We start from the raw sequence: 25,296 nt of genomic DNA, 5'->3' as shown, positions 1-25,296 counted from the left end.
GCGGAACACACGATGACAGTTCAGCAACAGACCGGACCCCAGCCACGGTTCGACCTGAAGGCGTCGGCCTGGAGCCGGCGCAAGAAACGGATCAAGCACGATCTCCTGCAGATCGCCATCATCGTCGCGATGGTTGGCATCTTGATCGCCTTCGCGCTTGCGGTGCGCAACGGCCTTGCCCGGCATGGCATCAGTTTCAGCTTCGACTATCTCTGGCAGGCCGCCGGCTTCGACATCAGCGAAGGCAAGACATTCAGCTGGAGCGGCTCGCTGCCGAACCTTACCGACTTCACGGCAGCTGATTCCAACGCGCAGGCCCTGATCACCGGCCTGTTCAATACGATCAAGGTTGCGGTTCTCGGCATCATATTCAGCACGATCCTGGGCGTCATGCTCGGTGTCGGCCGCCTGTCCACGAACTGGCTTGTCCGCCAGATTTCCTTTGGCGTGATCGAGTTCGTGCGCAACACGCCGCTCCTGATCCAGCTCGTCTTCTGGTACTTCGCCGTCGTCCTGCAATTCCCGCCGCTGGCCGCGGCCGCCAAGCTCTATGGCGGCTTCATCATCAGCCAACAGGGCACCTATCTGCCCTGGCCGGTTCTCGCGGAAGGCGCCACGATACCTTCGGCGGTCGCGGCAAGTGTCGGTATCGCACTCGTATTTACCGCCCTTTTCGTGAGTGCGAAGCTGCGGATTCTTGCGCTCGTGGCTGCGTTCGCTGCCCTTGCGCTCGCCATCGGCCTCGGTTTCCCCTTCGTGCTCGACTATCCGGTCGCCAACAGGTTCAGGGCTTCGGGTGGCATTGCCATCAGCCCGGAAATGGCTGCCCTGCTTCTGGCCATCGTGGTCAACAGCGCCTCCTATATCGCCGAGATCGTGCGTGGCGCGATCGAAGCGGTGAACAGGGGCCAGTGGGAGGCCGCGGCCGCGCTCGGGCTCAACCGGCGCGATACGCTGAGCGATATCATCCTGCCGCAGGTGTTCCGTGTGGTGCTGCCCTCGCTTGGCAATCAGTATATCAACCTGTCGAAGAACACCGCCCTCGGCATCGCCATCGGCTTTCCGGAACTGTTCAACATTTACGGCACCATCGCCAACCAGACAGGACGCACACTCGAAGGCATCGTCATCGTCATGGTCGCCTATCTGCTGCTGAGCTGGATCATCAGCGCCGTGGTGAACTTCGCCAATTCGCGTCTGGCAATGGGGACAAGCCGATGATCGCCTCGACCATACGCTGGTCCCACCGCAACCTGTTCGCCAAGCCGCTCGATGCGGTCCTTTCCCTGGTCGTCATCCCGCTTTGCGCGTGGGCCTTGTATTCCGGCGGGTCCTGGGTGTTCCAGGGCGCGCAATGGGGCATCATTCCCGAAAGCATCCGCGTGCTTCTGGTCGGCATATACCCTGCCGATCAGATCTGGCGGGCGTGGGGAACACTGCTCATCTTCGGCCTGCTGTTCGGGGCTACGCTGGGCTGCGTGTTCTTTCTCCATCGCGTGCTGGCACTGGGCTATTGCCTGGTGGTCGCCGCAATCGCGCTGGTCGCGGTCTATAGCGAGCCGACATCGGCGTTGCTGATCGTCGCGGCCGCCGCACTTGCCCTGGCAGGCTGGTTTGCAACCTCTCGCTGGGAGAATTTGCGGCGCTTCCTGGTGCCGGCCTGGACGCTGGGGCTGATTGCGGTCTTTGCGCTGCTCTCGCCTCCCGGCATCGGCCTGTGGGGCGGCCTCATGCTCAGCGTGCTGATCACGATGGTGACAGCCGTGCTGTCGCTGCCGCTCGGCATATTGCTGGCCTTCGGCCGCCGCAGCCAGCTGGCAAGCGTGCGCATGTTCTGCACTGCCTATATCGAGACCATGCGCTCGGTTCCGCTGATCCTGGTGGTGTATTGCGTATGGATCGTGCTGCCGGTGCTGGCCCCGCAATATTCGGTCCCGGACGTTCTGCGCGGCATGGCCGGCTTCACCATCTTCTTCTCCGCCTATGTCGCCGAATATGTCCGCAGCGGCTTGCAGGCGGTGCCGAAGGGCCAGGTGGAAGCCGCCCGCTCGCTCGGCATGAGCGAGCTTGACGTCAACCGTTATATCGTGCTGCCGCAATCCCTGCGCGTCGTAGTGCCGCCGCTGGTGGGTAATGTGCTCGACGTCTTCAATGCTGCGCCGCTGGTGTTCATCATCGGCCTGACGGATTTCCTGCGTGCCGGCCAGATGGTGCTGGCCAATCCGCAGTACAGCGACCGCACCTATGAAATCTACATCTTCCTCTTCGTGACATACTTCCTGATCGGATCGCTGATCACCTTTGCAGCGCGCAAGCTCGAACTGCATCTGGCAAAGGGCGCCCGGTGAGTATGGTCCACACTTTCGACGGAGCAATGAAATGAGCACGATCGTCGAGATGACCGGCGTGAACAAGTTCTATGGCAGCCTGCAGGTTCTCAAGGACGTCGACCTGTCGGTCGAAAAGGGCGAGGTCATGGTGGTCATCGGCCCCAGCGGATCGGGCAAGTCGACCCTCATCCGCTGCGTGAACGGGCTGGAAGTTTACCAGCAGGGCGAGATCACGGTGGACGGCTACCAGATGCCGCGCGAAGAAGACCGCAAGATCGGTGGTGAAAAGGAGCTTGCCGCCATCCGCAAGGGTGTCGGCATGGTCTTCCAGCAATTCAACCTCTTCCCACACAAGACTGTTCTGGAAAACATCTCGCTGGCGCCCATGCGGGTGCGCCGCAAGTCGAAGGCGGAGGCCGAGGCCAATGCGCTGCGGCTGCTCGATCGCGTCGGCCTGAAGGCACATGCGGCCAAATATCCGGCACAGCTCTCCGGCGGCCAGCAGCAGCGCGTGGCGATCGCCCGCGCATTGGCGATGGAGCCGCATATCATGCTGTTCGACGAGCCGACATCGGCGCTCGACCCGGAAATGGTCGGCGAGGTGCTGGACGTCATGCGCGAACTTGCCGCCGAAGGCATGACGATGATGATCGTTACCCATGAAATGGGCTTTGCCCGTGAGGTCGCCGACCGCGTGGTCTATATCGACCAGGGTGCCATATTGGAGGTCGCCAAGCCGGCACAGATATTCGATGCGCCGCAGAACGAGCGGACCAGGACGTTCCTGTCACGCGTGCTGAAGCACTGATACGCGCAGTATCGGCGCGGGAGCCGTCCCGATACCGCGGCGGCTTATTTTCTGCCACATCCTTGAAATCACGAGCCTTCGGCGTCCGGGTAAGAGTTATCCGAACAGGGAAATGACACGGCCATGCGCCCGTGCGCGAGAAATCAATAGGCCATTTATCCTAATGTGTCTGTGAAGAACAATTAAGTAGACATAATTAATCCTGCTACTTAACGTCCCGGTCAACGCTACCGGTTTCGGACCGCGCCGGCACGGCATTTTCGGTTTCGGCGCGTCCGGGTCGCTCGAATAAACGCATTCCCGCGAACAAAATGCGGGCTTTCTGTCGCCATTTGAACCAGAGGAACTTCAAGATGTCCTACCTCAATGAGGGCTATTTCACAGCCGGCCTCGAGAGCGATCCCGAACTTGAGAGCGCGATCAAGGGTGAACTGAAAAGACAGCAGGACGGCATCGAGCTGATCGCCTCGGAAAACATCGTCTCCCGCCTGGTGCTGGAGGCGCAGGGTTCGGTGATGACCAACAAGACCGTCGAGGGCCTGCCCTATGCGCGGTATTATGGCGGTGCCGAATTCGCTGACGCGATCGAGTCGCTCGCCGTCAAGCGCGCCTGCGAACTGTTCGGCTGCCGTTTCGCCAATGCGCAGCCGCATTCCGGCTCCAACGCCAATGCCGGCGTGTTCCTCGGCTTGTTGAAGGTGGGCGACACCATCCTGTCGATGAATACCGCTGCTGGCGGCCATATAAGCCACGGCCACCCGGCAACGCTGACCGGCCGCGACTACAGAATCGTCAATTACGGCGTGAACCGTGAGACCGAGTTGCTCGACTATGACGAGATCCGCGATCTCGCGCTCAAGAACCAGCCGAAGATGATTATTGCCGGCGGTTCGGCCTATGCCCGCACCATCAACTTTGAAACCTTGCGCAAGATCGCCGACGAGGTGGGTGCCTATCTGATGGTCGACATGGCCCATTTCGCCGGCCTAGTCGCAACCGGCCTGCATCCCCACCCCTTCCCGCACGCCCATGTCGTCACCACGACGACCTACAAGTCGCTGCGCGGCGCACGTGGCGGACTGGCGCTGTGGAACGACGAGGCGCTCAGCAAGAAGATCAATTTCGGCATCTTCCCCGGCGTACAGGGGTCGGTGATGCTGCACATCGTGGCTGGCAAGGCCGCGTCGCTCGGCGAAGCGCTGAAGCCGGAGTTCAAGGTCTATAACCAGGCCGTTCTCGACAATGCCCAGGCGCTTGCCAAGGGCTTGAGCGAAGCCGATGTGCGCATCGTCGGCGGCGGCACCGACACCGGCCTGATGCTGGTCGATCTGGCTGCCCACAACGTCACCGGCGAAATCGTCGCCAAGGCGCTCGAACATGCCGGGCTGGCGGTCAACAAGAACCAGATCCCCTTCGATACACGGCCGCCGGAAGCGCCCTCGGGCCTGCGCCTGTCGAGCAATGCCGGCACGGCTCGCGGCTTCGGCACGGCCGAATTCCAGACCATCGCGCGCTGGATCGAGCGGGTCATCCGCAACCATAGCGACGAAGCGACGATCACGGCGGTTCGTGGCGAGGTGCTGGATTTGTGCCGGAAATACCCGATCTACTGACACTTTCTGGTGTAATGAACATGCTCGGGGCCGCTGCGGCGGCCCCCTTCAATTGGGAGGCCGCCAATGATTGCTGCATCTTCGCACTCCGTGCTGGGAAAGCCGATCGAAGGCTGGGTGGCCGAATTCCCGCTTCTTGAAGACCTGATCGCGCTCAAGGAAACCGCCTGGTTCAATCCGGGCATTGCCCCGGCCGACGAGGCGCTCTGCGATGTCGGCCTCGGCATGGCGGATATCGAGGATGCCAGCCATAGGCTGCAGCGTTTCGCGCCCCTGCTCGTCCGCTATTTCCCCGAACTGGCAGCAGCCGGCGGAATAATCGAGTCCGAAACCGTCGAGACACCTTCCTTCTTCGGGGCGCTGGGACAGCACCACGGCTTTATGCCGCGCGGACGGCTGTTCCTCAAAAAAGACAGCCATCTTCCGATCTCCGGCTCAATCAAGGCACGTGGCGGCATCTATGAGGTGCTGAAGCGTGCCGAAACGCTTGCGCTTGCCGAGGGGTTGATCCGCGAAGGCGACGATTACAGCCAACTCGACAGTGACGACGCGCGAAAATTCTTCTCAGGCTACAGCGTCATGGTCGGTTCGACCGGCAATCTCGGCCTGTCGATCGGCATCATGAGCGCCCGCATCGGCTTCCGCACCACGGTGCATATGTCGGCCGATGCGCGGCGCTGGAAAAAGGAAAAGCTGCGCGAATGCGGCGTCGAGGTCGTGGAGCATGCGGGCGACTACAGCGCCGCGGTCGCTCAAGGGCGCAAGGACGCAGAAGCCGATCCGACCTGCCACTTCGTCGATGACGAACATTCAAGAGATCTCTTCCTCGGCTACGCCGTCGCGGCGCTACGCCTCAAGCCCCAACTGGCAAAGCAGGGGATCGTCGTGGACGAAGACCACCCGCTCTTCGTCTATCTGCCTTGCGGCGTCGGCGGCGGCCCGGGCGGGGTCGCCTTCGGGCTGAAGCTTTTGTTCGGCGACCATGTGCATTGCGTCTTCGTCGAGCCGACCCAGTCACCCTGTATGCTGCTTGGCGTCTATACCGGCCGGCATGATGAGATCAGTGTCCAGGATTTCGGCATCCCCAACCGGACGATCGCCGATGGCCTTGCCGTCGGCCGCGCCTCCAGCTTCATCGGGCGCGCCGTGCAAAGGCTGGTCGATGGCTATGTCACGGTCCAGGACCAGGAGCTGCTGGACCTGCTTTCGATCCTGCGCGACAGCGAGGGCGTCGAGCTTGAGCCTTCGGCTATCGCCGGCGGGCAAGGGCCGGGGCGGGTGCTGACGAATGAAGCCTATCTCACTCGCATGGGGCTGGATGGGCAGAAGCTTGCGGCCGCAACCCATCTCCTGTGGCTTACTGGCGGCAGCATGGTGCCGGCCGAGGAAATGGCGAGCTATTTCAAGCGCGCCTCGTGACATGGAGCTTGAGGCGAGCCCAATTTGATCGAGCACCGGCATCAGGTTGCCGGATACGCTGAGCGATTCGGCAACCACGCATCTTGCGGATTTGCGGCCTACAGGTCCTCACGCTCTGCGCTGGAAAGTTCGGACACACTCAGACGCTGGAAGCTGCCATCGCCGGAATAGACCCAGCTTTTGCCAACGGACGTGGCAAGAAATCGGTCGCAATAGCCGCTTTCGATCTCTTCTTGTGGGTTGCTCGGCAAGACCATCGTTTTCATCAGCACATAATAGAGCACGAGGCCGAGCGGAAAGCCGATAAGGAAGGCATAGTCCGAGTAGTAGGCGGCTATGCCGCCGGCGACGAGCCAGGCAATCATGCCCGCCCAGTTGATGCCGCCCGAATAGCGGAACTGGCCGGTCATGCTATAGAGGTCCGGCACATTCACCCGGCGCCGCCGGATCAGGTAGTAGTCGGCTGTCATGATGCCGCCAATCGCCGACAGGAAGGCGCCGTAATAGCCGAGGAAGACGAACAGATTGTCGAGGATTTCCCACGGGAAGCAGAGCGTTCCGATGATGCCGGCCAGCGCCACGCCGGTCTTGTAGTTGACATAGCGTGGCGACAGATTGACCAGCGTCAGCGCCGAGGGGATCAGGTTGGCCGCCGTGTTGGTCGACCACTGCGCCAGGACCACGAGTACCAACAGCATGACCAGCGCAAAGCCCTGGCTTTCGGTCTGGATGACTTCGATCGGGTTCCAATTGCCGGTGGCGATGTAGGACACGCCGCCGATGCCCGCAATCATTGCCTGGGTGACCGGCAGGGCGAGAAGCTGGGCGGCGAAAATGCTCTTGTTACGCTTAAGGAATGTCTTTGAGCCAGCCTCGGTCTTCACGAAGCGGGTAAGGTTGGGAATGTCGATCGCCATTGTCGACCAGAAGCCGAGATTGGCGATGAACAGGACAAGCAGCGACATCTGTCCCGTTGCGTGGAAATTCCAGATGTTGAGGCCCTTGGTCTGAGCGATACCTTCGAGGGTGAAGTACATCCACACTGAGATCGCGATGATGCAGGGCGCGGCAAGGGCCGCCAGCTTTTCGATGGCCTTAATGCCATAGGCGGTGTTCACCACTTGGATCACCCCGAACACCACGTACCAGGCGAACCAATTGTCAAAGCCGAGGAAATGCGAGCCTATACCGTTGAGCGCCAGCGCACCGAGATAGGTCTGGATGCCGAACCACATCGAGGCGACCAGGCCGCGCGAGACTGCCGGAAGATGGGTGCCGTGGATGCCGAATGGCGCGCGCAGATAAACGGCGAAGGGCAGCCCATGCTCGGTGCCGATATCAGCCGTCAAAAGCATGAAAAGGCCGATACCGACATTGGCCAGAAAGATCGTGAAGATCACAAGGGCCAGTGAGATGCCCCCTTCGACGCCGGTGGCGCCGAGGGAATAAGTCGCGATGATGACGGCAATGCCGACCCAGATCCAGGCATAGCCGAGCATGCTGATCGGGCGTTGCGAAAGGTTGGTCGGAAGGATCGACTCCTCGATGAGCGCGCTGCGCTCAGCTTCGGTCGACAGCGTTTGAGATGCAATAGTCACCTTCTCCTCCACTTGTGATTGTAGAAGTTCCCATATTGCCGATATTGTTGAGTTGCCTGCCCGGAAGCCCGGGCCTGGAGCAGGATGGCTCCTCCTAAACGGTCATCCCGCTCTTTCTCCGTGTTGAAGCCCCGAAAACCGCTTTCCGGTTTTCAGACGGCGTGCCTATGCTTTGGCCTTGAGGGCCCTTAGCCGCGAGGTTTCCTGGATATCGACGGTCTCGTCCTCGATATTGACGGCGACGCCATAGACCTCGCGGGCATGCGCGGCCGAGTAGAAGCCATCCAGGACGTCCTCCAGCACTTTCTGGGCGGGACGGTTCAGTGGCGAACCGTAGCCGCCGCCATTGGGGCTATAATAGGCCATGACGTCATCGGCCTGGACGGCAAGCCCGGAAAACTTCGAGTGCATTTCGCGTGCCTTCGCCGGCGCCGCCTTGTTGTAGATCAGGCACTTGCCGACTGCCCCGTCGGTGCCGCCGAAGATGCCCCAGGGTGCGTCCTTATGGCGTTCGGATTCATGGGTGATGAAGCCGTTCGAAAGCACCCGCTGCGCCTTGACCACGCCAAGGCCGCCGCGGAACTCGCCGGCACCGGGAGGCATGTCGTCGCGCAATTCGTAGCGGTCGCAGATCATGGGAATATGCATGGCCAGATCCTCGAGAGGATTGTTGCGCGTATTGGCCATCAGGTTGTCGATGCTGTCGGGTCCATCGGAGCGAGGCCGGCCGCCATAGGCGCCTTCATTGACTTCCAGGAACACCCAGTAGTCGCCGCTCGGCCGCACGCCGGAATAGGCCGCAAACGAGATCGAAGCCGAACTGCCGGCAATGACGGTGTCGGGCATTACTGGCGCCAGCGCCCGGATGATCAGGTCAATCATGCGGTTGCACTGGGTGAAGCGCGCTTCGGCGGAGGCCGGCGGCTTTGGGTTGAAGATCGAACCCAGCGGCGCAATCACGTTGATTGGCCGGAACGAGCCCTCATTGGACGGCACCCGGACATCAGACGTATAGGCGTCGAGCAACAGCTTGCGGAACGCGGCATAAGCAGCGACCTTGGTGGAGCCTTCAAACGGCACATTATAGGCCGTCGGCGTCTGGTCGGCGGAACCGGTCAGGTCAACGTCGAGTTCGTCGCCCTTGACGCGAATGGTGACCTTGACCCTCAGGCGCTGGTCGCGATTGCGGCCGTCATCGTCGAGCCAGCCCTCGGAGGTGTATTCACCGTCAGGAATTTCAGCGATGCGCTGGCGCATCATGCGCTCGGCATAGTCCATCAGCTGGTTGGCGGCCTGGAAAACGGTCTCCTCCCCGAATTTCTCGATCAGTTCGACGAAGCGCCTGGCGCCAAGTCTTGCCGATGCGACCTGGGCCTCGATATCGCTCACCAGTTGTTGAGCGGCACGGCTGTTGTTGCGGATGAAGTTCCACATCGCATTATTGGGCTCACCCTTGCGGTAAAGCTTGGTGCCGGCAAACAGCATGCCTTCGGCAAAGACGTCCGGCACATCGATAATGAGGCCCGGCGTCGCCGCGCCGATATCGACATGGTGGGCGGTGTTGCCGGCAAAGCCGACCAGCCGGCCCTGGAAGAAGACGGGCACCACGATGGCAAGGTCCGGCGTGTGGCTTGACCCGTGATAGGGGTGGTTATGCACGACGACGTCGCCTTCATACCACTCACCATCCTCCAGCGTTTGCTGTATGCCGCGCAGATAGCCTGGGATCGAGCCGATATGCATTGGCGTGGATTCGGACTCGCACAACGTATTGAAGTCAACGTCGAACAGGCCGGCACCGAGATCCTCCGATTCGCGAATGATCGAGGAGAAGGACATGCGGTAGAGAACATGCGCCATCTCTTCTGCAATGGTTTCGAACGAGCCACGGATCACCTGAAGCGTGATGGGATCGATTTCGGCGGGAACTGCCTTGACCGCCACGGCCTTTGTCATGCTGTTCATTTGGGTTCCTCCCTCGGGTCAGGCGATGCCGGCGCGATGAACGCGCGTGTTGCCATATTCGAGCGTTTCGGCAACGTAGCCAGGCGGCACCAGCGTCGTTGAATCGTGCTGGACGAGGATCGCCGGCCCGTTGACCTTGTCGCCGGCATAGAGCTTGGTGCGGTCGTAGCGCGGTGTTTCGAGGGTGCGCCCGTCATCGAAGGTCGTTGCCCTGACAAACATCAGCGCACGATTGATCCCCGAGCCGTCCGTTGGCGACACCTTGGGAATGTTCAGGCGCTCCACCGCCGCGCGCCCGATGGCTCGCAGGGTGATGAGTTCCACTTCCTGGTCGCGATAGCTGTAGCCGTAGTCGAGCTGATGCTGGTCGTGGAAGCTTGTGACGATCGTGGCCTTGTTGGCATGCGTCACCGGCCCGTCCGGCATGGTGGCGCGAAGCTCGAAGCCCTGTCCGTGATAGCGGCACTCGGCAACGATTTCGATCATCTGCTGGTCGCGCGCAATACCGTCATCGTCGAGTTCGGCGATGACACGTTCGCGCAAGGTTGCAGCCGCACTGTTGATATGTGCGAGATCGTCGTCGTCGGACGCGTTGAGTTCCACGATCACGGCCTCGGTGTGCTCATATTGCAGGTCGGTCTTCAACAGGCCGACGGCAGCGGTGATGCCGGGCGCGACGGGAACGATCACGTCCCTGGCCGAAATCGCCTCGGCCAGCGCCACGCCGTGAAGCGGGCCGGCGCCGCCGAAAGGCAGGATCGAGAACTGGCGCGGATCGATGCCGCGCGCCACAGAGTTCGACCGGATTGCCAGCGCCATGTTGTTGTTGATGATCTTGAGGATGCCGAGTGCCGCGTCCTTGACCGACATGCCGAGCGGCCGGGCGATCTTCTCTTCAATAGCCTTCCGCGACAGTTCGGGGTCAAGCTTGAGGTCACCGCCCAACACGAGATCGGGATCGAGGCGGCCGAGCACGATCTGCGCATCCGTCACGGTCGGTTCGGTACCGCCGCGTCCATAGCAGGCCGGACCCGGCTCCGAGCCGGCCGAGCGCGGCCCCACATTGAAGGCGCCCGCCTCATCGATATAGGCGACCGAGCCGCCGCCGGCACCGATGGTGACGAGGTCGATCATCGGGGTCAGCACCGGATGGCCCGACACATAGGTGTCGCGCGGGTTCATGATCTTCACGCGGCCGTCGGGAATGGTGCTGATGTCGGCCGAGGTGCCGCCGATATCGACGGTGATGACGTTCTTCACACCGGCCATGACGCCTTCCGAAGCGCCGCCGATAACACCGCCGGCGGGGCCCGACATCAGGATGCGGATCGGCCGCGCCGCGCAGGATTCGATGGTCGAGACGCCGCCATTCGACTGCATGATGCGCAGTTTGGACGACACGCCGGCTTCACGAAGCTTGGATTCCAGATCGCGCAGATAGAAGGCCGTCTTCGGCCCGACATAGCAATTCATCGCCGCGGTGGAGAAACGCTCATATTCGCGCATGACATTGGCGACTTCACTGGAGAGCGTGACATAGGCGTCCGGCATCTCCTCAAGGATGATCTCCTTGGCGCGCCGCTCATGCGCATCATTGAGGAAAGCGAACATGAAGCCGACGACGATGGAGTTGATGCCGCGCTTCTTGAACAGCCTGATCGCCTCGCGCACTTCCTCTTCATCAAGAGCAGTTTCCACCTCCCCTTTGGGCGGCAGGATGCGCTCGGAGATGGCGATGCGGTTGCGGCGCTTGACCAGCGGCTGGTCCTGCCACGGAACGGTGAAATGCAGCGAGAAATTATAGGGCCGCTTATGGCGGCCGATATGCAGGATGTCGCGAAAGCCCCGCGTCGTCAGCATGCCGGTTTCGGAGCCATTGTGCTCGATGGTGATATTGGTGGCAGTCGTCGTGCCATGCACGATGACATCCACATCGGATGTCCGGATGCCTGCGATGCTGCAGATGCTTTTGACACCATCCACGACACCGATCGACTGGTTCTTCAGGGTGGTCGGAACCTTGTGGTAGAACACGCCCTTGGCGCATTCGAGCACCAGGTCAGTGTTGGTTCCGCCGACATCCACGCCAATGCGTGCCATTTGCTTCCTCCTCGGTTCGTGGCGCGCGCCGGCGCCGATTTCGGTTCAGCAGCTATTCGGCCACCAGGACGGCAGCGCCCGGCTGCCAGGACAATGAGACCATCTGGCCTGCGTCGAGTGCCTGCGAACCTCCCGCCGCAGGGGCCGGGCGGCGCGCCGTCAATGCGAGCCCGGATTTCGTCTTGATGTGATAGTCGATGATCAGGCCGCGATAGACGGCTTGCTCGATGCGAGCCTCGAGCGTCTCCGTCCCACCAGACGCAGGCGCTTCGCGGATTTCGATGCGCTCCGGCCGCAGCGCCAGGACCATCTGGTCGCCCTGGTTGTCATTGGCGGCGACGGAAACGGCCTCGCCGCTGTGCAGGCGGAACCGGTCCCTCCCCTCAAGCCTGCCCGGCAGGAGATTGCTCACCCCCATGAATTCGGCGACGAAGCGCGACCGCGGCGTGTCGAAGACTTCGGATGGGGTGCCGTCCTGCTCGACGCGGCCCTGGCGCATGACGACGATCCGGTCGGAAACGCTGAGCGCCTCGTCCTGGTCATGCGTGACGAAAATGGTGGTAATGCCGAGATTGCGTTGCAGGGAGCGGATCTCGTCCTTCATCTCCTGGCGCAGATTGGCGTCAAGATTGGACAAGGGCTCGTCGAGCAGCAGCACGTCGGGCTCGATCACCAGTGCCCGAGCCAATGCGACCCGCTGCTGCTGGCCGCCCGAGAGTTGCTTGGGAAGACGTTCGGCATAGGAGCGAAGGCGAACACGGTCGAGCGCGGCGTTGACCTTCTGCTGGATTTCGGCCTTGCCCAGCCTACGCATTTCCAGACCGAAGGCGACATTGGCCGCCACGCTCATATGCGGGAACAGGGCGTAGTTCTGGAAGCCGAAGCCCATATTGCGCTTGTGCGGCGGCAGGTGGGTGATGTCGCGCCCGCCGACCCGGATACGGCCCTCGCTGACGCCGACAAAGCCGCCGACCATCCGCAAGGTCGTGGTCTTGCCGCAGCCGGAGGGGCCGAGCAGTGCGACCAGCTCGCCGGGCCGGATGGTCATCGAGACATTATCGACGGCCAGGGTCGCGCCATATCGCTTCACGATAGACTGGAGCACCACGTCAGACATTTTGTCCTCCCATTTCCTGCATTCGGCCGACCATCAGAACACCCGGCTGAGCTTGGCGTAGCGGTCTGTTATGATCAGCAGCGTTCCGATGATGACGATCTGCACGGTGGCGACGGCAGCGACCGTGGAGTCGAGATTCCATTCCAGGTAGTTGACGAGCGCGATCTGCAATGTGGTGCGCCCCGGTCCGACAAGAAACAGCGATTTTTCGAGGTCGATAAAGGAGATGACAAAGGAAAACAGCGCCGCCGCAATCACGCCCGAGCGGATCGATGGCAAGGTGATGCGTCGAAAGACGGTGAAAGGCGAAGCACCCAGGCTGGCGGCTGCCTCCTCGATCGACCGGTTGGTGCCGGCAAGCGATGCCGTCACCAGCCGCACCGTCCATGGCAGCGCAATCAGCGAATGAGCGATGAGCAGGCCGCCAAGCGTTCCGGCAATCTGCATGTCGGTGATCGCTTCCATCTCGATGAAGGCGATGAACAGGGCCGACCCGCCGACAATGCCCGGCACGATCATCGGCGACAGAAGTAGTGTCTGGATCGCATCGCGACCGAAGAACGGATAGCGGACCAGCGCCAGGCTTGCCGGCACGCCGAGCAGCAGGCTGAAGCAGGTGGCAATCGCCGCCGTCTCGAGGCTGACGATGAAGCCCTCACGGAACACATCCATGTCCCAGGCCCGCCGATACCAGTCGAGCGTGTACCCCGTCGGTGGAAAGGTCAGGATCGGGTTGGCGAAAAAGCTCGACCAGGCGATCACGACAAGTGGCAGCACGATGAAACCGACGACAAGCGTGGTGACCCCTGCATAGATACTGTTTGGTGCTGCATTCGACATTTCGTTCTCCCGTGGTCGAATGAGTCGACTAGGCCAGAGCTTCTATTCGCTCCACTTGCGGTAGCGTCGCTGGACAAGCGTATTAGAGGTCGCTGTGAGCACCAGCGTGACCGCCATCAGAATGAAGGCCAGCGCCGAGCCAAAGGGCCAGTTCATCGCCTTGGTGACCTGCTGATAGACCTCGGGCGCCATCATGTGGAACTGCGGTCCGCCAAGCAGCACCGGCGTTGCATAGGCGTTCATCGACAGGATGAAGCACAGCATGGTTCCGGCCAGAATGCCCGGCAGGGACAGCGGCAGCACGATGCGGCGAAGGACCGTCAGATGGCCCGCACCAAGACTTGCCGCCGCATCCTCAAGGTTGCGCTCGATCCCTTCCAGCACGCTCTGCAGCGTAACGATCATGAAGGGAAGCAGGACCGATACCAGCCCGATGACGACCGCCGTGGGCGTGTACATCAGCTTGGCCGGCGACAGGCCGAGCATGGTAACGGCCGACGACAACAAGCCCTGGTCGCCCAGGATCACCATCCAGGCCGCGGTGCGAACGGCATTGCCCATCAGCAGCGGCAGTATTATGAGGATGAACAGCAGTGAGCGCATTCGCGGCGACGCCATCCGAACCAGGTAGTACGCCACCGGAAACCCGGCGATCAGGCACAGCGCGGTCGAGAGCGCCGAGATGCCGACCGTCGTCGCCAGCACCTGCTGATAGAAGGCATCGCCAATGAACTTGGCATAGTTTTCCAGAGTCAGCGCCGAGATCATCAGCTCGGCCGGATCGTATTTGTTGAAGCTGTAGCGCAGCATCAGCGCCAACGGCACGATCAGACCGAGCAGGACGAACAAGGTGGCCGGGGTGCCGAGACCGAAGGCCGGCGACACGCGCATCCGGTTCACGGGTGGCGGGGGAGCAGAAAGGGTCGCGGCTGTTGATGTCATCGGCGTCCGGCCTCTTGCGATCATGCGGCGACGTTCTTGTTCCACCATTCCATCCATGTGGCGGTGTTGCTGGCCACATAGGCGTAGTCGGGGAAGTTCAGCGCCTTCTGCTCCTCAGGCGAAAAGTCGATCTTCTCGCGCAGTTCCGGCGACAGTGCCGAAGCGCTGTTTGCCGGCGCATAGAAGCTTGCCTCCGCAAGATGCGCCATGGCCTGACGGTCCAGCATGGCGTTGAAATAGACATGGGCGAGTTCCGGGCTCGGCGCCCGCTTGGGCAGGCACGTGCCGAACAGCACCGCAATTGCGCCCTCGGCCGGATACTGGATTCCAAGCGGCGCACCGTCCTTGATCCATTGCAGGCCCCGCGCCTTGTAGTTGACCGCAATGTCCACTTCGCCGCTCAAGAGTGCGGCCTGCAGATGCTGGTGCGTGGCATAGATGCGCGGCTCGGTGAGCTTCTTGAGCTCGAGCAGGCGTTCCTGGCCAGCTTCGACATTGGTGATGTTGCCGCCTTTGATCAGGCCCGACATCATCATGTAGTTGAAATAGAGCTGGTTGGTGAAGCCGATCTTGCCGGCCCATTTGGCATCCCACAGCTCTTCATAGGATTGCGGCGGGGTTGAGACCTTGTCCTTGTTGTAAATGATAACGACGCCGCTATAGAGCCACGGCACGAAATAGGGCGCACCCTTCAGCGTATCGGGCACATCCGCCATGTTGGGAATCTGGGCCGTATCGAGATCGGCCAGCACGTCATGCTGGTGCATCTCGAAGGCATCGCCCTGGTTGAGATGAAGCACGTCCACCGTGCCGCGCCGCAGCCGCCGCTCCGCCAGCATCTTGGCCTTGCGCTCAGGCTCCATGCCAAGGTCGCGCACAATCCTGATGCCCTGGCTTTCGACAAGTGGCTCCTCGACGAAGCGGACGGTCCGATCGTTCCAGTCGCCACCCCAGTTGGACACGACTAGCGTGCCGCCGGCAGCGCGTGTCACTTTCGGCGCCGCCAAGGCCAGACCGAAGGCTCCCAGGCCCGCCAGCACCTGGCGACGCGAGGCAGGTGCGGCGGCAATCTCATCAATATGTCCTGTCATTTTTTTCTCCTCCCCAGCGAAAAATGGCGCGCCCCTTCCAGGGCGCGCCGCCGATTTCATTCGGCCGCGATGCGGCTGGAATTGACCGTGTCGAGATAGTCGACGCATTCGTCGACGCTGTGGACGTCGGCAAACTTCGCGTCGATATCGTAGAGGTTCCAGGCAACGGCCCCCGGCACGCGGTCGCCGATGCACTCGCGAACGGCAATGGTGCGGAAGCCGTCGGCCAGACCGTCGCAGATGGTGGTGCGCACGCAGGCCGTGGCGGTAACACCGGTGACCAGAATGGTGTCGACGCCTGCGGCGCGCAGGATGCCTGCCAGGCCGGTGCCGTGGAAGGAGCTCGCCCGCTTCTTCAGCAGGGTGTATTCGCCTTCGACCGGAGCAATGCGGGAATCGATTGCCCACAGCTCCTTGTTCTTGAGATCGACGACATCGACCGGGATCTTGCAGTGCCACAGGCCCATATCGGTGAAGGATGAGTCGCGATCGGTGATTTCATAGGCGGTGGTCACATGGATGACCGGATGGCCGTTGGCACGACAGGCCTTGAGCAGGCGCTGCATGCCCGGGATAATTTCATTGTCCATCGCCTCCTGGTCACAGGTGAACGGGTTGCCCGGACGGGTCCAGGCGTTGGCAAGATCGACGCTGACCAGGGCAGGCCGCTTGCCGAAGCCGACGCGCCGCTGGAAGCCGCGCTCCTGATAGATTTTCGTCGATGCTTCGAACGCCTGCTGGAGCATGCGATCGAGTTCCTTGTTGTCTACGTCGCTCATGACGATTCCTCTTCTCGGCCGTGAAGTCCGGCGTTCTGTTGGCGATCCGATGACCGTCAGGCGATGCCGCCCCGGCTATCCGGACCAAAAGATGCCGACCGACGAGGACGAGTTGAAATGGTCTTTCGCCAATTATTCTTGCGTGGGATGCATCAATCGCTAAGGTGAGAAATCTCGGCTGGACAACTGGACATGGACGCTCAAGCGGGCCTCGAACTCACCCATTCCTTCATTATCGTCGCCGAGGAACTCAACTTCCGGCGCAGTGCCGAGCGGCTGAATATCGACCAGTCGGCTTTGACCCGACGCATCCAGAAACTGGAGCATATACTGGGGTTTGCACTGTTCGAGCGGACAACGCGCGAGGTATCGCTGACGCCTGCCGGGCGCTCATTTTACGAGGAGAATGCAAGGCTGCTGCAAAACTATGCGCGCTCGGCCAGGACGGCCAGGTCGATCGCGGAAGGCAAGACGGGCAGCCTGCGTCTCGCCTATATGGCCTTTGCCGCCACCGAATTGATGCCTTTTGCGGTGTCGCGCTACCGGCGGCTTTATCCGCATGTCGATGTCAGCCTGCGCTACATCAGAACGCAAGGCCAGAAGCTTGCGCTGGCCCATGACGAGATCGATGTCGGCTATATGATCGGGCCCTTCGAGCACAATGACTTTCACAGCCTTTTGCTGACGGCCGATCCGCTCTATGCGGTGACGCCCAGGAACCATCGTCTGACGCGGCTGCACGAAGTACGCCCTGCCGACCTTGCCGAAGAAGACCTGATCTTGGGCGACATGATCGAATGGGAAGCCTATCGCTGGCGGCTGAACGAGATGTTTTCAGCCGAGGGCGTGCCGCTCAACATCAAGCTTGAGGCGTCAAACACGCTGGCACTTCTGGGCCTGGTCGCGGCCGGGCTTGGCGTGACCGTCTATCCGGAAAGCCTGATCGGCTTTCTGGGGCGAAATGTCGAGGTGCGGCCAATCATGCACCATGATTTCCGCATCCCGACCATCCTTGTGTGGAAGCGCACCAACAGGACCAAGGCCGTTCGCCATTTCGTGGAAGTTGCCAAGAACTTGCCGGTGCGCGGCTGACGACCGATGGGCTTCTTCCGCCTGGCCACCATCCGGCGCGGTACGGCCGTGGCTCCTCCTTCGCCCTCAATAACCTGTTATCGGACGCTGCGGACGAATGCCTGGGTTCGCGGATGTTGAGGATTGTTTATCAGTTCGCGCGGCGATCCCTTTTCCACGATCCGCCCCTGGTCCATCAACACAAGCGTATCGGCTACCTCCTGTGCAAACCCGATCTCGTGAGTGACGACCACCATCGTACGCCCCTCCTTGGCCAACCGCTTCATCACCGACAACACTTCACCGACCAATTCGGGATCGAGCGCCGAGGTGGGCTCGTCGAAAAGCATCAGCTTTGGCTCCATTGCCAAGGCACGTGCGATGGCTACCCGCTGCTGCTGCCCGCCGGAGAGTTGGGCAGGATAAGCGTCTTTCTTATTCAGCAGCCCAACCTGATCCAATAGTTCCAACGCATGCTTGATTGCATCCGGCTTGGTGCGGAGCTTCCGCAAAACCGGCGCCTCGATGATATTCTGGAGTGCGGTCAGATGCGGAAAGAGATTGAACCGCTGGAACACCATTCCGATTGCCGCGCGGCGCGAGGCGAGAGCCTTTTCGTTCAACTCATAGAGCTTGCCGTCCCGCTCTTGGTAGCCGACATAATCGCCGTCCACCCGAAGGCGTCCTCCATCGATGCGCTCCAAATGATTTATGCACCGCAAGAATGTGCTCTTGCCCGAGCCGGAAGGGCCGATAATGCATGAAACTTCACCATTCTGAACTTCGAAATCCACGCCTCGCAACACTTCCACGTGCCTGAAGCTCTTACGCACGCCCTCGGCCTGAACAATGGGTTGCATCATGTCTCTAACCTTATTGAGCTAAGCGTCCATTTGCCTGAGGGCAGGCTCTTGTTCAAAATTGAGCAACTGGCAGGCAAACCGACGTCAATCATCGAAGCTGCCCGACCAATCAAAGACGATCGGCGCTTCCTCGGCCAATGGGCAAACGCAAGCCTGCCGCTATGCGGCTGCTGAGGCTTTTTGCTCCGCTGGACGCAACACCCTTCTGAAAATACGATTCCAGATAGTACTGACCAATGGTGGCGACAGTGGTCAGCACCAGGTACCAGATCGCGGCGACGCACAGCAATTCGATCACCAAGAAGTTGCGGGCGGACGTATTCTGCGCTTGAGTCAGCAGGTCCTGCATTCCAATCACCGACACCATGGCACTGGCTTTCAGCATTCCTATCGCCTGGTTACCCGTGGGCGGAATGATGACGCGGATCGCCTGCGGCAGTATTATGCGACGCATGGCTTGTGCCCTGGTCAGTCCCAAAGCCTGGGACGCCTCGCCCTGCCCGCTATCCACCGAGAGCAATCCGCCGCGCACGATCTCAGCCATATTGGCCGCTTCATGAAGCGAAAGCGCCAGCAACCCCGCAACCGAAGCGGTAATCAGCGAGTTCGTAGAGATCAGATACGGCCCGACCTCGATCATCGGGATGAACAACGCAATATTAAACCAGAAGAAAATCTGCACCAATAAGGGCGTTCCCCTGAATAGCCATATATATATTCCGGAAATCACGACGAAAACCGGATTATGGCTCATACGCATCGTTGCCAGGACCGTGCCGAGAGCAATACCGATCAGCATTGCTCCGAACGTAAGCTGCAGGGTGACGACAATGCCTTTCAAGATGGCCGGATTGAACAGATATTCCGGGATCGCAGCCCATACGATCTGCTGACTGCGACTTACGATGATGCCGAGAAAAATGAGGGCGCAGGCCAACAAGGCTCCGCTGACATAGCGCCCCCAGTGACGAAGAGGTACGATCGTTGGGAGATCTTGACTATCTCGGCTCCCTGCCTGCGTGGTGATTTCGAGAACCGACATCTTGACCTCAATAGTCTAGCGGGAGGCTTCCTGCGTCGTTGATCTTCGCCTGCTCAACAACCAGAGGCGCCAAACCCCATTTTTCCATGATGGCTTTATAACCGCCCGAGTCGATCAGCTTCTGCAGAGCACGTTGCGAGGCATCGCGCATTGCGCTGTTCTGCTTGCTAAACACCATACCAACATATCCGACCGCCTCGCGAACCTCCTGGATGGCTTCAAGGCCGCGCCCATTCTGGATCTGATTTTCCGTCGTGTAGACGCTGGTGGCGTAACCATTGATCGTTGCATCCGCTCTGCCGGAGCGCACAGCGACAATGACGTCGGGCTGTTTGGGAATGCTGAGAATATTGATAGCCTCTTGGCAACGTCCCGAAAGGGACATGGCAATTTTTTCCTGCAGGGTGCCCACCCCGACAGCGACGGTTTTCCCGCACAGATCCTTCATCTCGCCGATCTTCAAAGGGTTGCCTTGCTGGACCATGATGGTCTTGCCATCATACATGTAGTCCAGAAAGTCGATCTGCTGCTGCCGCTCCACAGTATCGTTCGTGCCGGCAATCGCCATATCGAACCGTCCGGACTTGATTGCCGGTATGGTGGCCGAATCCATTGCAAGGTCGATCATTTCAACGTCGACCCCGAACATTACCCCGAAGGCAGTCGCCAGATCCGCAGCGATGCCGACGATCTCGGTATTGTTTGGGCCATAAAATGAGATCGGTGGGGTGAAGGCGGCCGTAGCAACTCGCAACGTGCCGCTGTCGCGAACGCTGGCGGGCAGACTGTCACGCAGTGCCTGATCCAGTTCGACACCCGGAAGAGCGCCGATGTCGGCCGCAACACTCATTCGTACAACATTTTCCGACTGCGCGAATGCATTCGGCACAGGCGAAAGACAACAAGCCACCACAGCAAGCGACCCAGCCCATTGCCTGAACGCAGAGTTCATCCTGAAGGACTTCGTCATTATTCGTCTCCTCCCTCGTTTACCGTGGCACCGCAGACCGCGGCGGCGCACCCATCTTCATTGTCCTGTCAGAACTTCCTCCTACGAGACGGGCTTCAAAAGATTACAGCAACCCGCCTAATATGCAACATAACAATCAATTAAAATGGACATTTTATAGAGATATTGTGCACAATATTTTAGCTGCGACGATGCAGACGGACCACGTCTCGGGGCAACCTCGAAATGCCCATCAGATCGAACCACCGACCTGGTATCGACAGGATCTGAACTCCCGCCAAGGAAACGCTCGAAACACCTCGAATGGCCAACACCCACGCGGGCGCACCAAGACACTTCCCCTGGTCGGTATACTTCCGCCGCTGAGCGGCCAGCTAGACTACGCCGTGGACAATTTCCGCCATGGCAAGCGGCCGCTCCACCAACCCATGGTCAGCTATCATGCCCTGCCACCGGTCGAACGGCCCGGGCTGAATCCGGGAACCGGTCGCCCACATCCCATTGGCCTGAAATCGCGTTGCAACAGTGGTCAAGACTGAAGAAGACGCGCTGGGCCAAAGGCGACTGAGGAGAGAACTCACCTCATTAATTGGGGCAGAGCGCAGAAGTGCCATCGACTCGTCAATGGCCATACTGAACCGCACAAAGAACTCCGCCTCTCGCGCGAGGCGATCCGGCAGGGTGTAATAGACGCTCCACGGGACAGCCGCACCAATCTCCGAGAGGCAGCCAACAAGGACGGCGCGACGATCCTCCACCAGACGGCCGGCGGTCAGCGGATCGACCGCCAGATAGTCGCCCATTCCGCCCATGAACAACTCCACCAGCATCGGCGTCGTCAAGTCATGAACGATCCGTACCCGGTTTCGGTCCACACCGGCCTCCGCCATCAATCCAGACAAAAACAGGAACGGGCTCGGCCCAGTTCCGCCCGCCACCAAAACGGTGGCACCCTCCAGATTGTTGAGTGTGAAGTTACCTGGCTTTCTGCCAAGTATTGATAAAGGGCATCTTTCTGAAATCTGGGCGAATGCCATGTAGTTTTCGACACGCCTAAAATACATAGATGGAACCCATATTCCACCCAGGGCTGCATGCGCTTGTCCGCTATTTATATCCTCAAGTACTTTTGGCCAAGGCTGCGGAACAGAAACGGAAACAGAGAGACCGTGCTTTGCAAATATGCCTTCTGAATTTGCCAAGTACTCCGGCAGATAGTTGAGCGAATGCCCCGTCGCCGAAACTCGGAACTGATCCATTTTCTCCCCTTCCTCCTCTCGCCTTGCTTCGTTTGCCGTCGCTTTCAGTAGCCTCAGGCAGGCACGCAACCTCTTCCGGCCCCGGAACCGACAAGCTCTCGACCTATCGGGTAGTCGAAGGCGCCCGCTTTGCTGGTAACGATACCAGCGCCAACAATCCCTTCGATCATTTTGAGCCCTGCAACACAGCCATCTATGACCGGACGCCCGCAAGTTCGGGTAAGCTCTTCCGCCAGATCCGACATGCCCGCGCAGCCGAGGATGATAGCCTCGCACCGATCTTGGGCTATCGCCTTTTCTATCTCGCTCCGCACGGCCTTTCGCGCTCGGTCGGGGTCTTCCTCCAGGGAAATGACCGGTATGTCAGCGGCGCGCACCTGCCGGCATTGCCGTTCCGCACCATACTTCACGACCAATTCCTCGACGATGGGAACTGAGCGCGGAAGCGTCGTGACGATCGAGAAATTCGCCGCCACAGTTTTTGCGAAAACAACAGCAGCTTCACATATGCCGATTACCGGACCGGTTGCGATCTCGCGACAGGCGCCGACGCCTGGATCGTCAAAACATGCAACGACAATCCCGTCGACCCCAAGCCGCTCTTGTTGAGTCACGGCATCCAAAAGCCCCGGAAGACAAGCAGCCTCGTCGAAATGCCCCTGAATGCTGATGGGTGCGGTTTCAACCCGCAGGACCCTAAGATGAGTCGCGGGAGCTTTGTAGCGCGAAATGGATTGAGCGATACGAGCGGTCATTGCCGCGCTCGAATTCGGATTGATTACCGCAATGTCCATTTGACCCCTCGATGTAGACCTGAAAACTGCATCCGACATTCCGTAGAAAATGTCAATTATTGTGCACAAAAATTTATTTGATCATGTACAATATCACGGAGAGATGCCCTTGACGTGCCCGCGGTTCCGATGCAATAAGACCAGCTCTCGGCGACGGTGAAGGGAGCTGGCGGTGGCCTGCACCAACCATCAGGCCGACAGAACGATCGCTTGGTGGCTCCAATCAATGCATGCTCAAAATCTCGTTGATCAAAATGCGATCATCGAGTCCTCATCGACGGCCCTTCTTCCCACAGAAGAACAGAGCGTTGTCGACCTGATCCTGAAGGCGATTCTTGAGCAGCGCATCGCCCCTGGCACGAAGTTGGGCGAAGAAGCTCTTGCAAATATTTTCGGCGTGAGCAGGACACGGATACGACGGGTCCTGCTTTCGCTATCGCATCGCTACGTCGTCGAATTGCGACCAAATCGCGGTGCCATCGTTGCCAGTCCCTCGGAGCAGGAAGCACGTAATATTTTCGAGGCTAGACGCGCGATCGAACTGGCGATAGCGAAAGGCTTGGCAAAACAGATCGGCCGCTCAGAACTGGCCGAACTTCGAAAACACGTGCGCGCCGAAGCCGATGCCCGCAAGCGGGCCGACTCCAGGGAGGCGATACGCCTCTCCGGTGAGTTCCATCTTTTGCTTGCACGCCTCGCAGGTAGCAAAACCCTGTCTGGCATCCTTGAAACGCTGGTGTCACAAACGTCTTTGATCATTGGCCTCTATGGCCACCGCCATGGATCCAGCTGCGCATACGAGGACCACGAGGAAATCATCAACGCACTTAATAGCAAGGATCCACAGAAGGCATCGGCGTTGATGCTGGATCATCTTGAAAAAATTGAATCCACACTTGATCTGACCCCAGAGCCCACAATGTCTCAGGACCTCCATTCCATATTCGGCCAGATTGCCGCCAAGGATTAGGCAAGATGTCTTCTCGCATGAATCGTCATCCGGCAGCAGGCAGTCTGTTGGGTTGAAGAGGAGTCCGCTCACACCCAAGGCAAAGAAAAAGTCTTGATATTCGTGAAGGACTTCATGGCCTCGATGACACCTTCCTTATAGCCATTGCCGCTGTCTTTGATGCCTCCGAAGGGGCTCATCTCGATGCGGTAGCCAGGCACCTCCCAGATGTTGACGGTGCCGACCTTCAGCCCGGCAATGTATTTTTGCATGCGACGGAAGTCGTTGGTGCATACACCCGACGACAGGCCGAAGGCGGTAGCGTTGGAGAGTGCGATGAGGTCGTCGTCGTCGTCGGGCGCGCGGATGATCGGAACGATCGGCCCGAACGTCTCTTCCATCACCAATTCTGAATGATGCGACACGCGATCGACCACGATGGGCGGCAGGAGCGCGCCCTTGCGGCCGGGATCATAGAGCACCACCGCACCCTGCTCGGCAGCCATGTAGACGCGCCTCTCGAAGAGCGCCGCGGCCTGCTCATGCACTACCGTGCCGAGGTCGGTCCCACTGTCCATCGGATCGCCAAATTTGATCCTCCTGGCCCGCTCCAGGACCAGTGGGACAAATCGATCTGCGACACTTTCCTGGCAGAGGATGCGCTTGACCGCCGTGCAGCGCTGGCCGGAATTCCTGGTGGCGCCGGCGACGGCGAGATCGGCAGCCTTGGCGAGGTCTTCGTCGGAGAGATCATTGAGGACGATGAGCGGATCGTTGCCGCCCAGCTCCAGCACCTGACGCTTGTAGCCGGCGGTGCGGGCAATCAGCTTGCCTACCTGCACGCCACCAGTGAAGGTAATCAGTTCGATATTCTCGTTGCCGATCATCTCCGCGCCAATCTCGGCCGGCAGCCCGGTCACCACTGACAGCATTTGCGGCGGCAGGCCGGCCTCATAGAGAATGTCAGCCAGGACCAGCGCCGTCATCGGCGTCAGTTCCGTCGGCTTCACCACGACACAATTGTTGGTGGCAATCGCCGGCGCCACCTTGTGCGCCACCATGTTAAGCGGGTGATTGAAGGGCGTGATGGCCGAGATCGCTTTGAGCGGCTCGCGCAAGGTGAAGATTTTCCGCGCCTTGCCGTGCGGGGTGAGGTCGCAGGAGAAGACCTCACCGTCGTCCCGGATGCACATCTGTGCAGTCAGCGTAAACACATCATAGGCGCGACCGACCTCATAGAGGGAATCCGCCTTGCAGATGCCCAGTTCAAGCGTGATGAGGTCGGAAATCTCTTCCTTACGTGCGACCAGCGCCTCGGCAGTGCGCAACAGGATCTGTTGCCGCTCGTAACGGGTGAGCCTGGAGGTGTAGCTGCCCGCGATTTCGAAAGCGCGTCTGGCATGTTCGGCATTGCCAGCCGGCACGGTGCCGATGACGGCGTTCGTATATGGATACCGCACCTCTACCACGTCGTCGGCATCGACCCTGTGGCCCGCGATGCGCATCGGCTCGTGACGGATGGTGAGGGGGGCTTCAACCTTGTTCATATGCCGCTCCTTGGGCCACAGACGCCGCCATCGTAGCAACATAATAGAATACGTCGAAGCCCCGAAGTGCCGAACTCGTCCAGCTAGCCTGAAAAATTCATGGGGGTTGGCGGATGTGGTGCAAGCCGTTGAAATGACGTAGGATTTGGTTGCTTACGCCGATCCGCGCCGTTTCCCGGAGGCCACACCCGCCATGAAT

21 protein-coding genes are annotated in these 25,296 nt (G+C 60.1%); 7 read left to right on the top strand and 14 right to left on the bottom strand.

Going from position 1 to position 25,296, the window contains the following annotated elements:
* Positions 1-12: 12 nt before the first annotated feature.
* The 5 genes from EET67_RS12390 to EET67_RS12370 all read left to right on the top strand — a co-directional run bounded on the left by EET67_RS12390 (position 13) and on the right by EET67_RS12370 (position 6,170).
* Positions 13-1,221: an amino acid ABC transporter permease gene (locus EET67_RS12390; RefSeq protein WP_128626498.1), complete on the top strand. Its 1,209-nt coding sequence runs from the start codon at positions 13-15 to the stop codon at positions 1,219-1,221.
* Positions 1,218-2,348, top strand: a complete 1,131-nt coding sequence (locus tag EET67_RS12385) for an amino acid ABC transporter permease (RefSeq protein WP_128626497.1) — start codon at positions 1,218-1,220, stop codon at positions 2,346-2,348. The genes EET67_RS12390 and EET67_RS12385 overlap by 4 nt, the downstream gene beginning before the upstream one ends.
* Positions 2,349-2,379: 31 nt before the next feature.
* A complete protein-coding gene (locus EET67_RS12380) occupies positions 2,380-3,138 on the top strand; it encodes an amino acid ABC transporter ATP-binding protein (RefSeq protein ID WP_128626496.1) in 759 nt (252 codons plus the stop codon).
* A 353-nt stretch (positions 3,139-3,491) separates the two neighbouring features.
* On the top strand, positions 3,492-4,751 hold the full coding sequence (locus tag EET67_RS12375) for a serine hydroxymethyltransferase (protein ID WP_128626495.1): 1,260 nt from the start codon (positions 3,492-3,494) through the stop codon (positions 4,749-4,751).
* 66 nt (positions 4,752-4,817) lie between these two features.
* On the top strand, positions 4,818-6,170 hold the full coding sequence (locus tag EET67_RS12370; RefSeq protein ID WP_128626494.1) for a D-serine ammonia-lyase: 1,353 nt from the start codon (positions 4,818-4,820) through the stop codon (positions 6,168-6,170).
* A gap of 98 nt (positions 6,171-6,268) precedes the next feature.
* Here the strand turns inward: EET67_RS12370 and EET67_RS12365 are convergent, their stop codons facing one another.
* The 8 genes from EET67_RS12365 to EET67_RS12330 form a co-directional block, all read right to left on the bottom strand.
* Positions 6,269-7,768 (bottom strand): NCS1 family transporter, encoded by a 1,500-nt coding sequence (locus EET67_RS12365; RefSeq protein ID WP_165899883.1) that lies wholly within the window; start codon positions 7,766-7,768, stop codon positions 6,269-6,271.
* A 165-nt stretch (positions 7,769-7,933) separates the two neighbouring features.
* Positions 7,934-9,733 (bottom strand): hydantoinase B/oxoprolinase family protein, encoded by a 1,800-nt coding sequence (locus tag EET67_RS12360; protein WP_170313229.1) that lies wholly within the window; start codon positions 9,731-9,733, stop codon positions 7,934-7,936.
* An 18-nt stretch (positions 9,734-9,751) separates the two neighbouring features.
* Positions 9,752-11,833, bottom strand: a complete 2,082-nt coding sequence (locus tag EET67_RS12355; protein WP_128626492.1) for a hydantoinase/oxoprolinase family protein — start codon at positions 11,831-11,833, stop codon at positions 9,752-9,754.
* A gap of 52 nt (positions 11,834-11,885) precedes the next feature.
* Positions 11,886-12,950, bottom strand: coding sequence for an ABC transporter ATP-binding protein (locus EET67_RS12350; protein WP_128626491.1), 1,065 nt, complete (start codon positions 12,948-12,950; stop codon positions 11,886-11,888).
* A gap of 33 nt (positions 12,951-12,983) precedes the next feature.
* Positions 12,984-13,790: an ABC transporter permease gene (locus EET67_RS12345; protein WP_128626490.1), complete on the bottom strand. Its 807-nt coding sequence runs from the start codon at positions 13,788-13,790 to the stop codon at positions 12,984-12,986.
* A 42-nt stretch (positions 13,791-13,832) separates the two neighbouring features.
* Positions 13,833-14,732 (bottom strand): ABC transporter permease, encoded by a 900-nt coding sequence (locus EET67_RS12340; protein ID WP_170313228.1) that lies wholly within the window; start codon positions 14,730-14,732, stop codon positions 13,833-13,835.
* Between the two features lie 20 nt (positions 14,733-14,752).
* Positions 14,753-15,823 (bottom strand): ABC transporter substrate-binding protein, encoded by a 1,071-nt coding sequence (locus tag EET67_RS12335; RefSeq protein WP_128626489.1) that lies wholly within the window; start codon positions 15,821-15,823, stop codon positions 14,753-14,755.
* Between the two features lie 56 nt (positions 15,824-15,879).
* Positions 15,880-16,602, bottom strand: coding sequence for an isochorismatase family protein (locus tag EET67_RS12330; protein WP_128626488.1), 723 nt, complete (start codon positions 16,600-16,602; stop codon positions 15,880-15,882).
* Positions 16,603-16,794: 192 nt separating this feature from the next.
* Between EET67_RS12330 and EET67_RS12325 the strand changes: the two genes are divergently transcribed.
* A complete protein-coding gene (locus EET67_RS12325) occupies positions 16,795-17,694 on the top strand; it encodes a LysR family transcriptional regulator (RefSeq protein WP_128626487.1) in 900 nt (299 codons plus the stop codon).
* Positions 17,695-17,771: 77 nt separating this feature from the next.
* On the opposite strand, the gene EET67_RS12320 is transcribed toward EET67_RS12325, so the two are convergent.
* The 5 genes from EET67_RS12320 to EET67_RS12300 all read right to left on the bottom strand — a co-directional run bounded on the left by EET67_RS12320 (position 17,772) and on the right by EET67_RS12300 (position 22,601).
* Positions 17,772-18,536 carry an amino acid ABC transporter ATP-binding protein gene (locus tag EET67_RS12320; protein WP_281011068.1) on the bottom strand — a complete coding sequence of 255 codons (765 nt, stop codon included), beginning with the start codon at positions 18,534-18,536 and terminating at the stop codon, positions 17,772-17,774.
* 109 nt (positions 18,537-18,645) lie between these two features.
* The gene (locus tag EET67_RS12315; RefSeq protein ID WP_128626486.1) at positions 18,646-19,578 is read right to left on the bottom strand and encodes an amino acid ABC transporter permease; all 933 of its coding nucleotides are present in this window, start codon (positions 19,576-19,578) and stop codon (positions 18,646-18,648) included.
* Between the two features lie 7 nt (positions 19,579-19,585).
* On the bottom strand, positions 19,586-20,548 hold the full coding sequence (locus tag EET67_RS12310) for an ABC transporter substrate-binding protein (RefSeq protein WP_245450883.1): 963 nt from the start codon (positions 20,546-20,548) through the stop codon (positions 19,586-19,588).
* A 374-nt stretch (positions 20,549-20,922) separates the two neighbouring features.
* On the bottom strand, positions 20,923-21,807 hold the full coding sequence (locus EET67_RS12305) for an ABC transporter substrate-binding protein (RefSeq protein ID WP_128626485.1): 885 nt from the start codon (positions 21,805-21,807) through the stop codon (positions 20,923-20,925).
* 53 nt (positions 21,808-21,860) lie between these two features.
* Positions 21,861-22,601 (bottom strand): aspartate/glutamate racemase family protein, encoded by a 741-nt coding sequence (locus EET67_RS12300; RefSeq protein WP_128626484.1) that lies wholly within the window; start codon positions 22,599-22,601, stop codon positions 21,861-21,863.
* 172 nt (positions 22,602-22,773) lie between these two features.
* On the opposite strand from EET67_RS12300, the gene EET67_RS12295 reads away from it, so the two are divergent.
* On the top strand, positions 22,774-23,571 hold the full coding sequence (locus EET67_RS12295) for a GntR family transcriptional regulator (RefSeq protein WP_210211120.1): 798 nt from the start codon (positions 22,774-22,776) through the stop codon (positions 23,569-23,571).
* A 68-nt stretch (positions 23,572-23,639) separates the two neighbouring features.
* Here the strand turns inward: EET67_RS12295 and phnY are convergent, their stop codons facing one another.
* A complete protein-coding gene (gene phnY, locus EET67_RS12290; protein WP_128626483.1) occupies positions 23,640-25,097 on the bottom strand; it encodes a phosphonoacetaldehyde dehydrogenase in 1,458 nt (485 codons plus the stop codon).
* Positions 25,098-25,296: the final 199 nt, after the last annotated feature.

Origin of the sequence: Borborobacter arsenicus (assembly GCF_003934165.1) — a bacterium.
In the GTDB taxonomy this organism is placed as follows: domain Bacteria; phylum Pseudomonadota; class Alphaproteobacteria; order Rhizobiales; family Rhizobiaceae; genus Pseudaminobacter; species Pseudaminobacter arsenicus.
This window is presented reverse-complemented; position numbering and strand designations above follow the sequence as displayed.

What these genes read in the sequence shown, in the direction of transcription:
- EET67_RS12390 (WP_128626498.1), top strand. Translation starts at nt 13, where the DNA reads ATGACAGTTCAGCAACAGACCGGACCCCAGCCACGGTTCGACCTGAAG.
- EET67_RS12385 (WP_128626497.1), top strand. Translation starts at nt 1,218, where the DNA reads ATGATCGCCTCGACCATACGCTGGTCCCACCGCAACCTGTTCGCCAAG.
- EET67_RS12380 (WP_128626496.1), top strand. Translation starts at nt 2,380, where the DNA reads ATGAGCACGATCGTCGAGATGACCGGCGTGAACAAGTTCTATGGCAGC.
- EET67_RS12375 (WP_128626495.1), top strand. Translation starts at nt 3,492, where the DNA reads ATGTCCTACCTCAATGAGGGCTATTTCACAGCCGGCCTCGAGAGCGAT.
- EET67_RS12370 (WP_128626494.1), top strand. Translation starts at nt 4,818, where the DNA reads ATGATTGCTGCATCTTCGCACTCCGTGCTGGGAAAGCCGATCGAAGGC.
- EET67_RS12360 (WP_170313229.1), bottom strand. Translation starts at nt 9,733, where the DNA reads ATGAACAGCATGACAAAGGCCGTGGCGGTCAAGGCAGTTCCCGCCGAA.
- EET67_RS12355 (WP_128626492.1), bottom strand. Translation starts at nt 11,833, where the DNA reads ATGGCACGCATTGGCGTGGATGTCGGCGGAACCAACACTGACCTGGTG.
- EET67_RS12350 (WP_128626491.1), bottom strand. Translation starts at nt 12,950, where the DNA reads ATGTCTGACGTGGTGCTCCAGTCTATCGTGAAGCGATATGGCGCGACC.
- EET67_RS12345 (WP_128626490.1), bottom strand. Translation starts at nt 13,790, where the DNA reads ATGTCGAATGCAGCACCAAACAGTATCTATGCAGGGGTCACCACGCTT.
- EET67_RS12340 (WP_170313228.1), bottom strand. Translation starts at nt 14,732, where the DNA reads ATGACATCAACAGCCGCGACCCTTTCTGCTCCCCCGCCACCCGTGAAC.
- EET67_RS12335 (WP_128626489.1), bottom strand. Translation starts at nt 15,823, where the DNA reads ATGACAGGACATATTGATGAGATTGCCGCCGCACCTGCCTCGCGTCGC.
- EET67_RS12330 (WP_128626488.1), bottom strand. Translation starts at nt 16,602, where the DNA reads ATGAGCGACGTAGACAACAAGGAACTCGATCGCATGCTCCAGCAGGCG.
- EET67_RS12325 (WP_128626487.1), top strand. Translation starts at nt 16,795, where the DNA reads ATGGACGCTCAAGCGGGCCTCGAACTCACCCATTCCTTCATTATCGTC.
- EET67_RS12320 (WP_281011068.1), bottom strand. Translation starts at nt 18,536, where the DNA reads ATGATGCAACCCATTGTTCAGGCCGAGGGCGTGCGTAAGAGCTTCAGG.
- EET67_RS12315 (WP_128626486.1), bottom strand. Translation starts at nt 19,578, where the DNA reads ATGTCGGTTCTCGAAATCACCACGCAGGCAGGGAGCCGAGATAGTCAA.
- EET67_RS12310 (WP_245450883.1), bottom strand. Translation starts at nt 20,548, where the DNA reads ATGACGAAGTCCTTCAGGATGAACTCTGCGTTCAGGCAATGGGCTGGG.
- EET67_RS12305 (WP_128626485.1), bottom strand. Translation starts at nt 21,807, where the DNA reads ATGGATCAGTTCCGAGTTTCGGCGACGGGGCATTCGCTCAACTATCTG.
- EET67_RS12300 (WP_128626484.1), bottom strand. Translation starts at nt 22,601, where the DNA reads ATGGACATTGCGGTAATCAATCCGAATTCGAGCGCGGCAATGACCGCT.
- phnY (WP_128626483.1), bottom strand. Translation starts at nt 25,097, where the DNA reads ATGAACAAGGTTGAAGCCCCCCTCACCATCCGTCACGAGCCGATGCGC.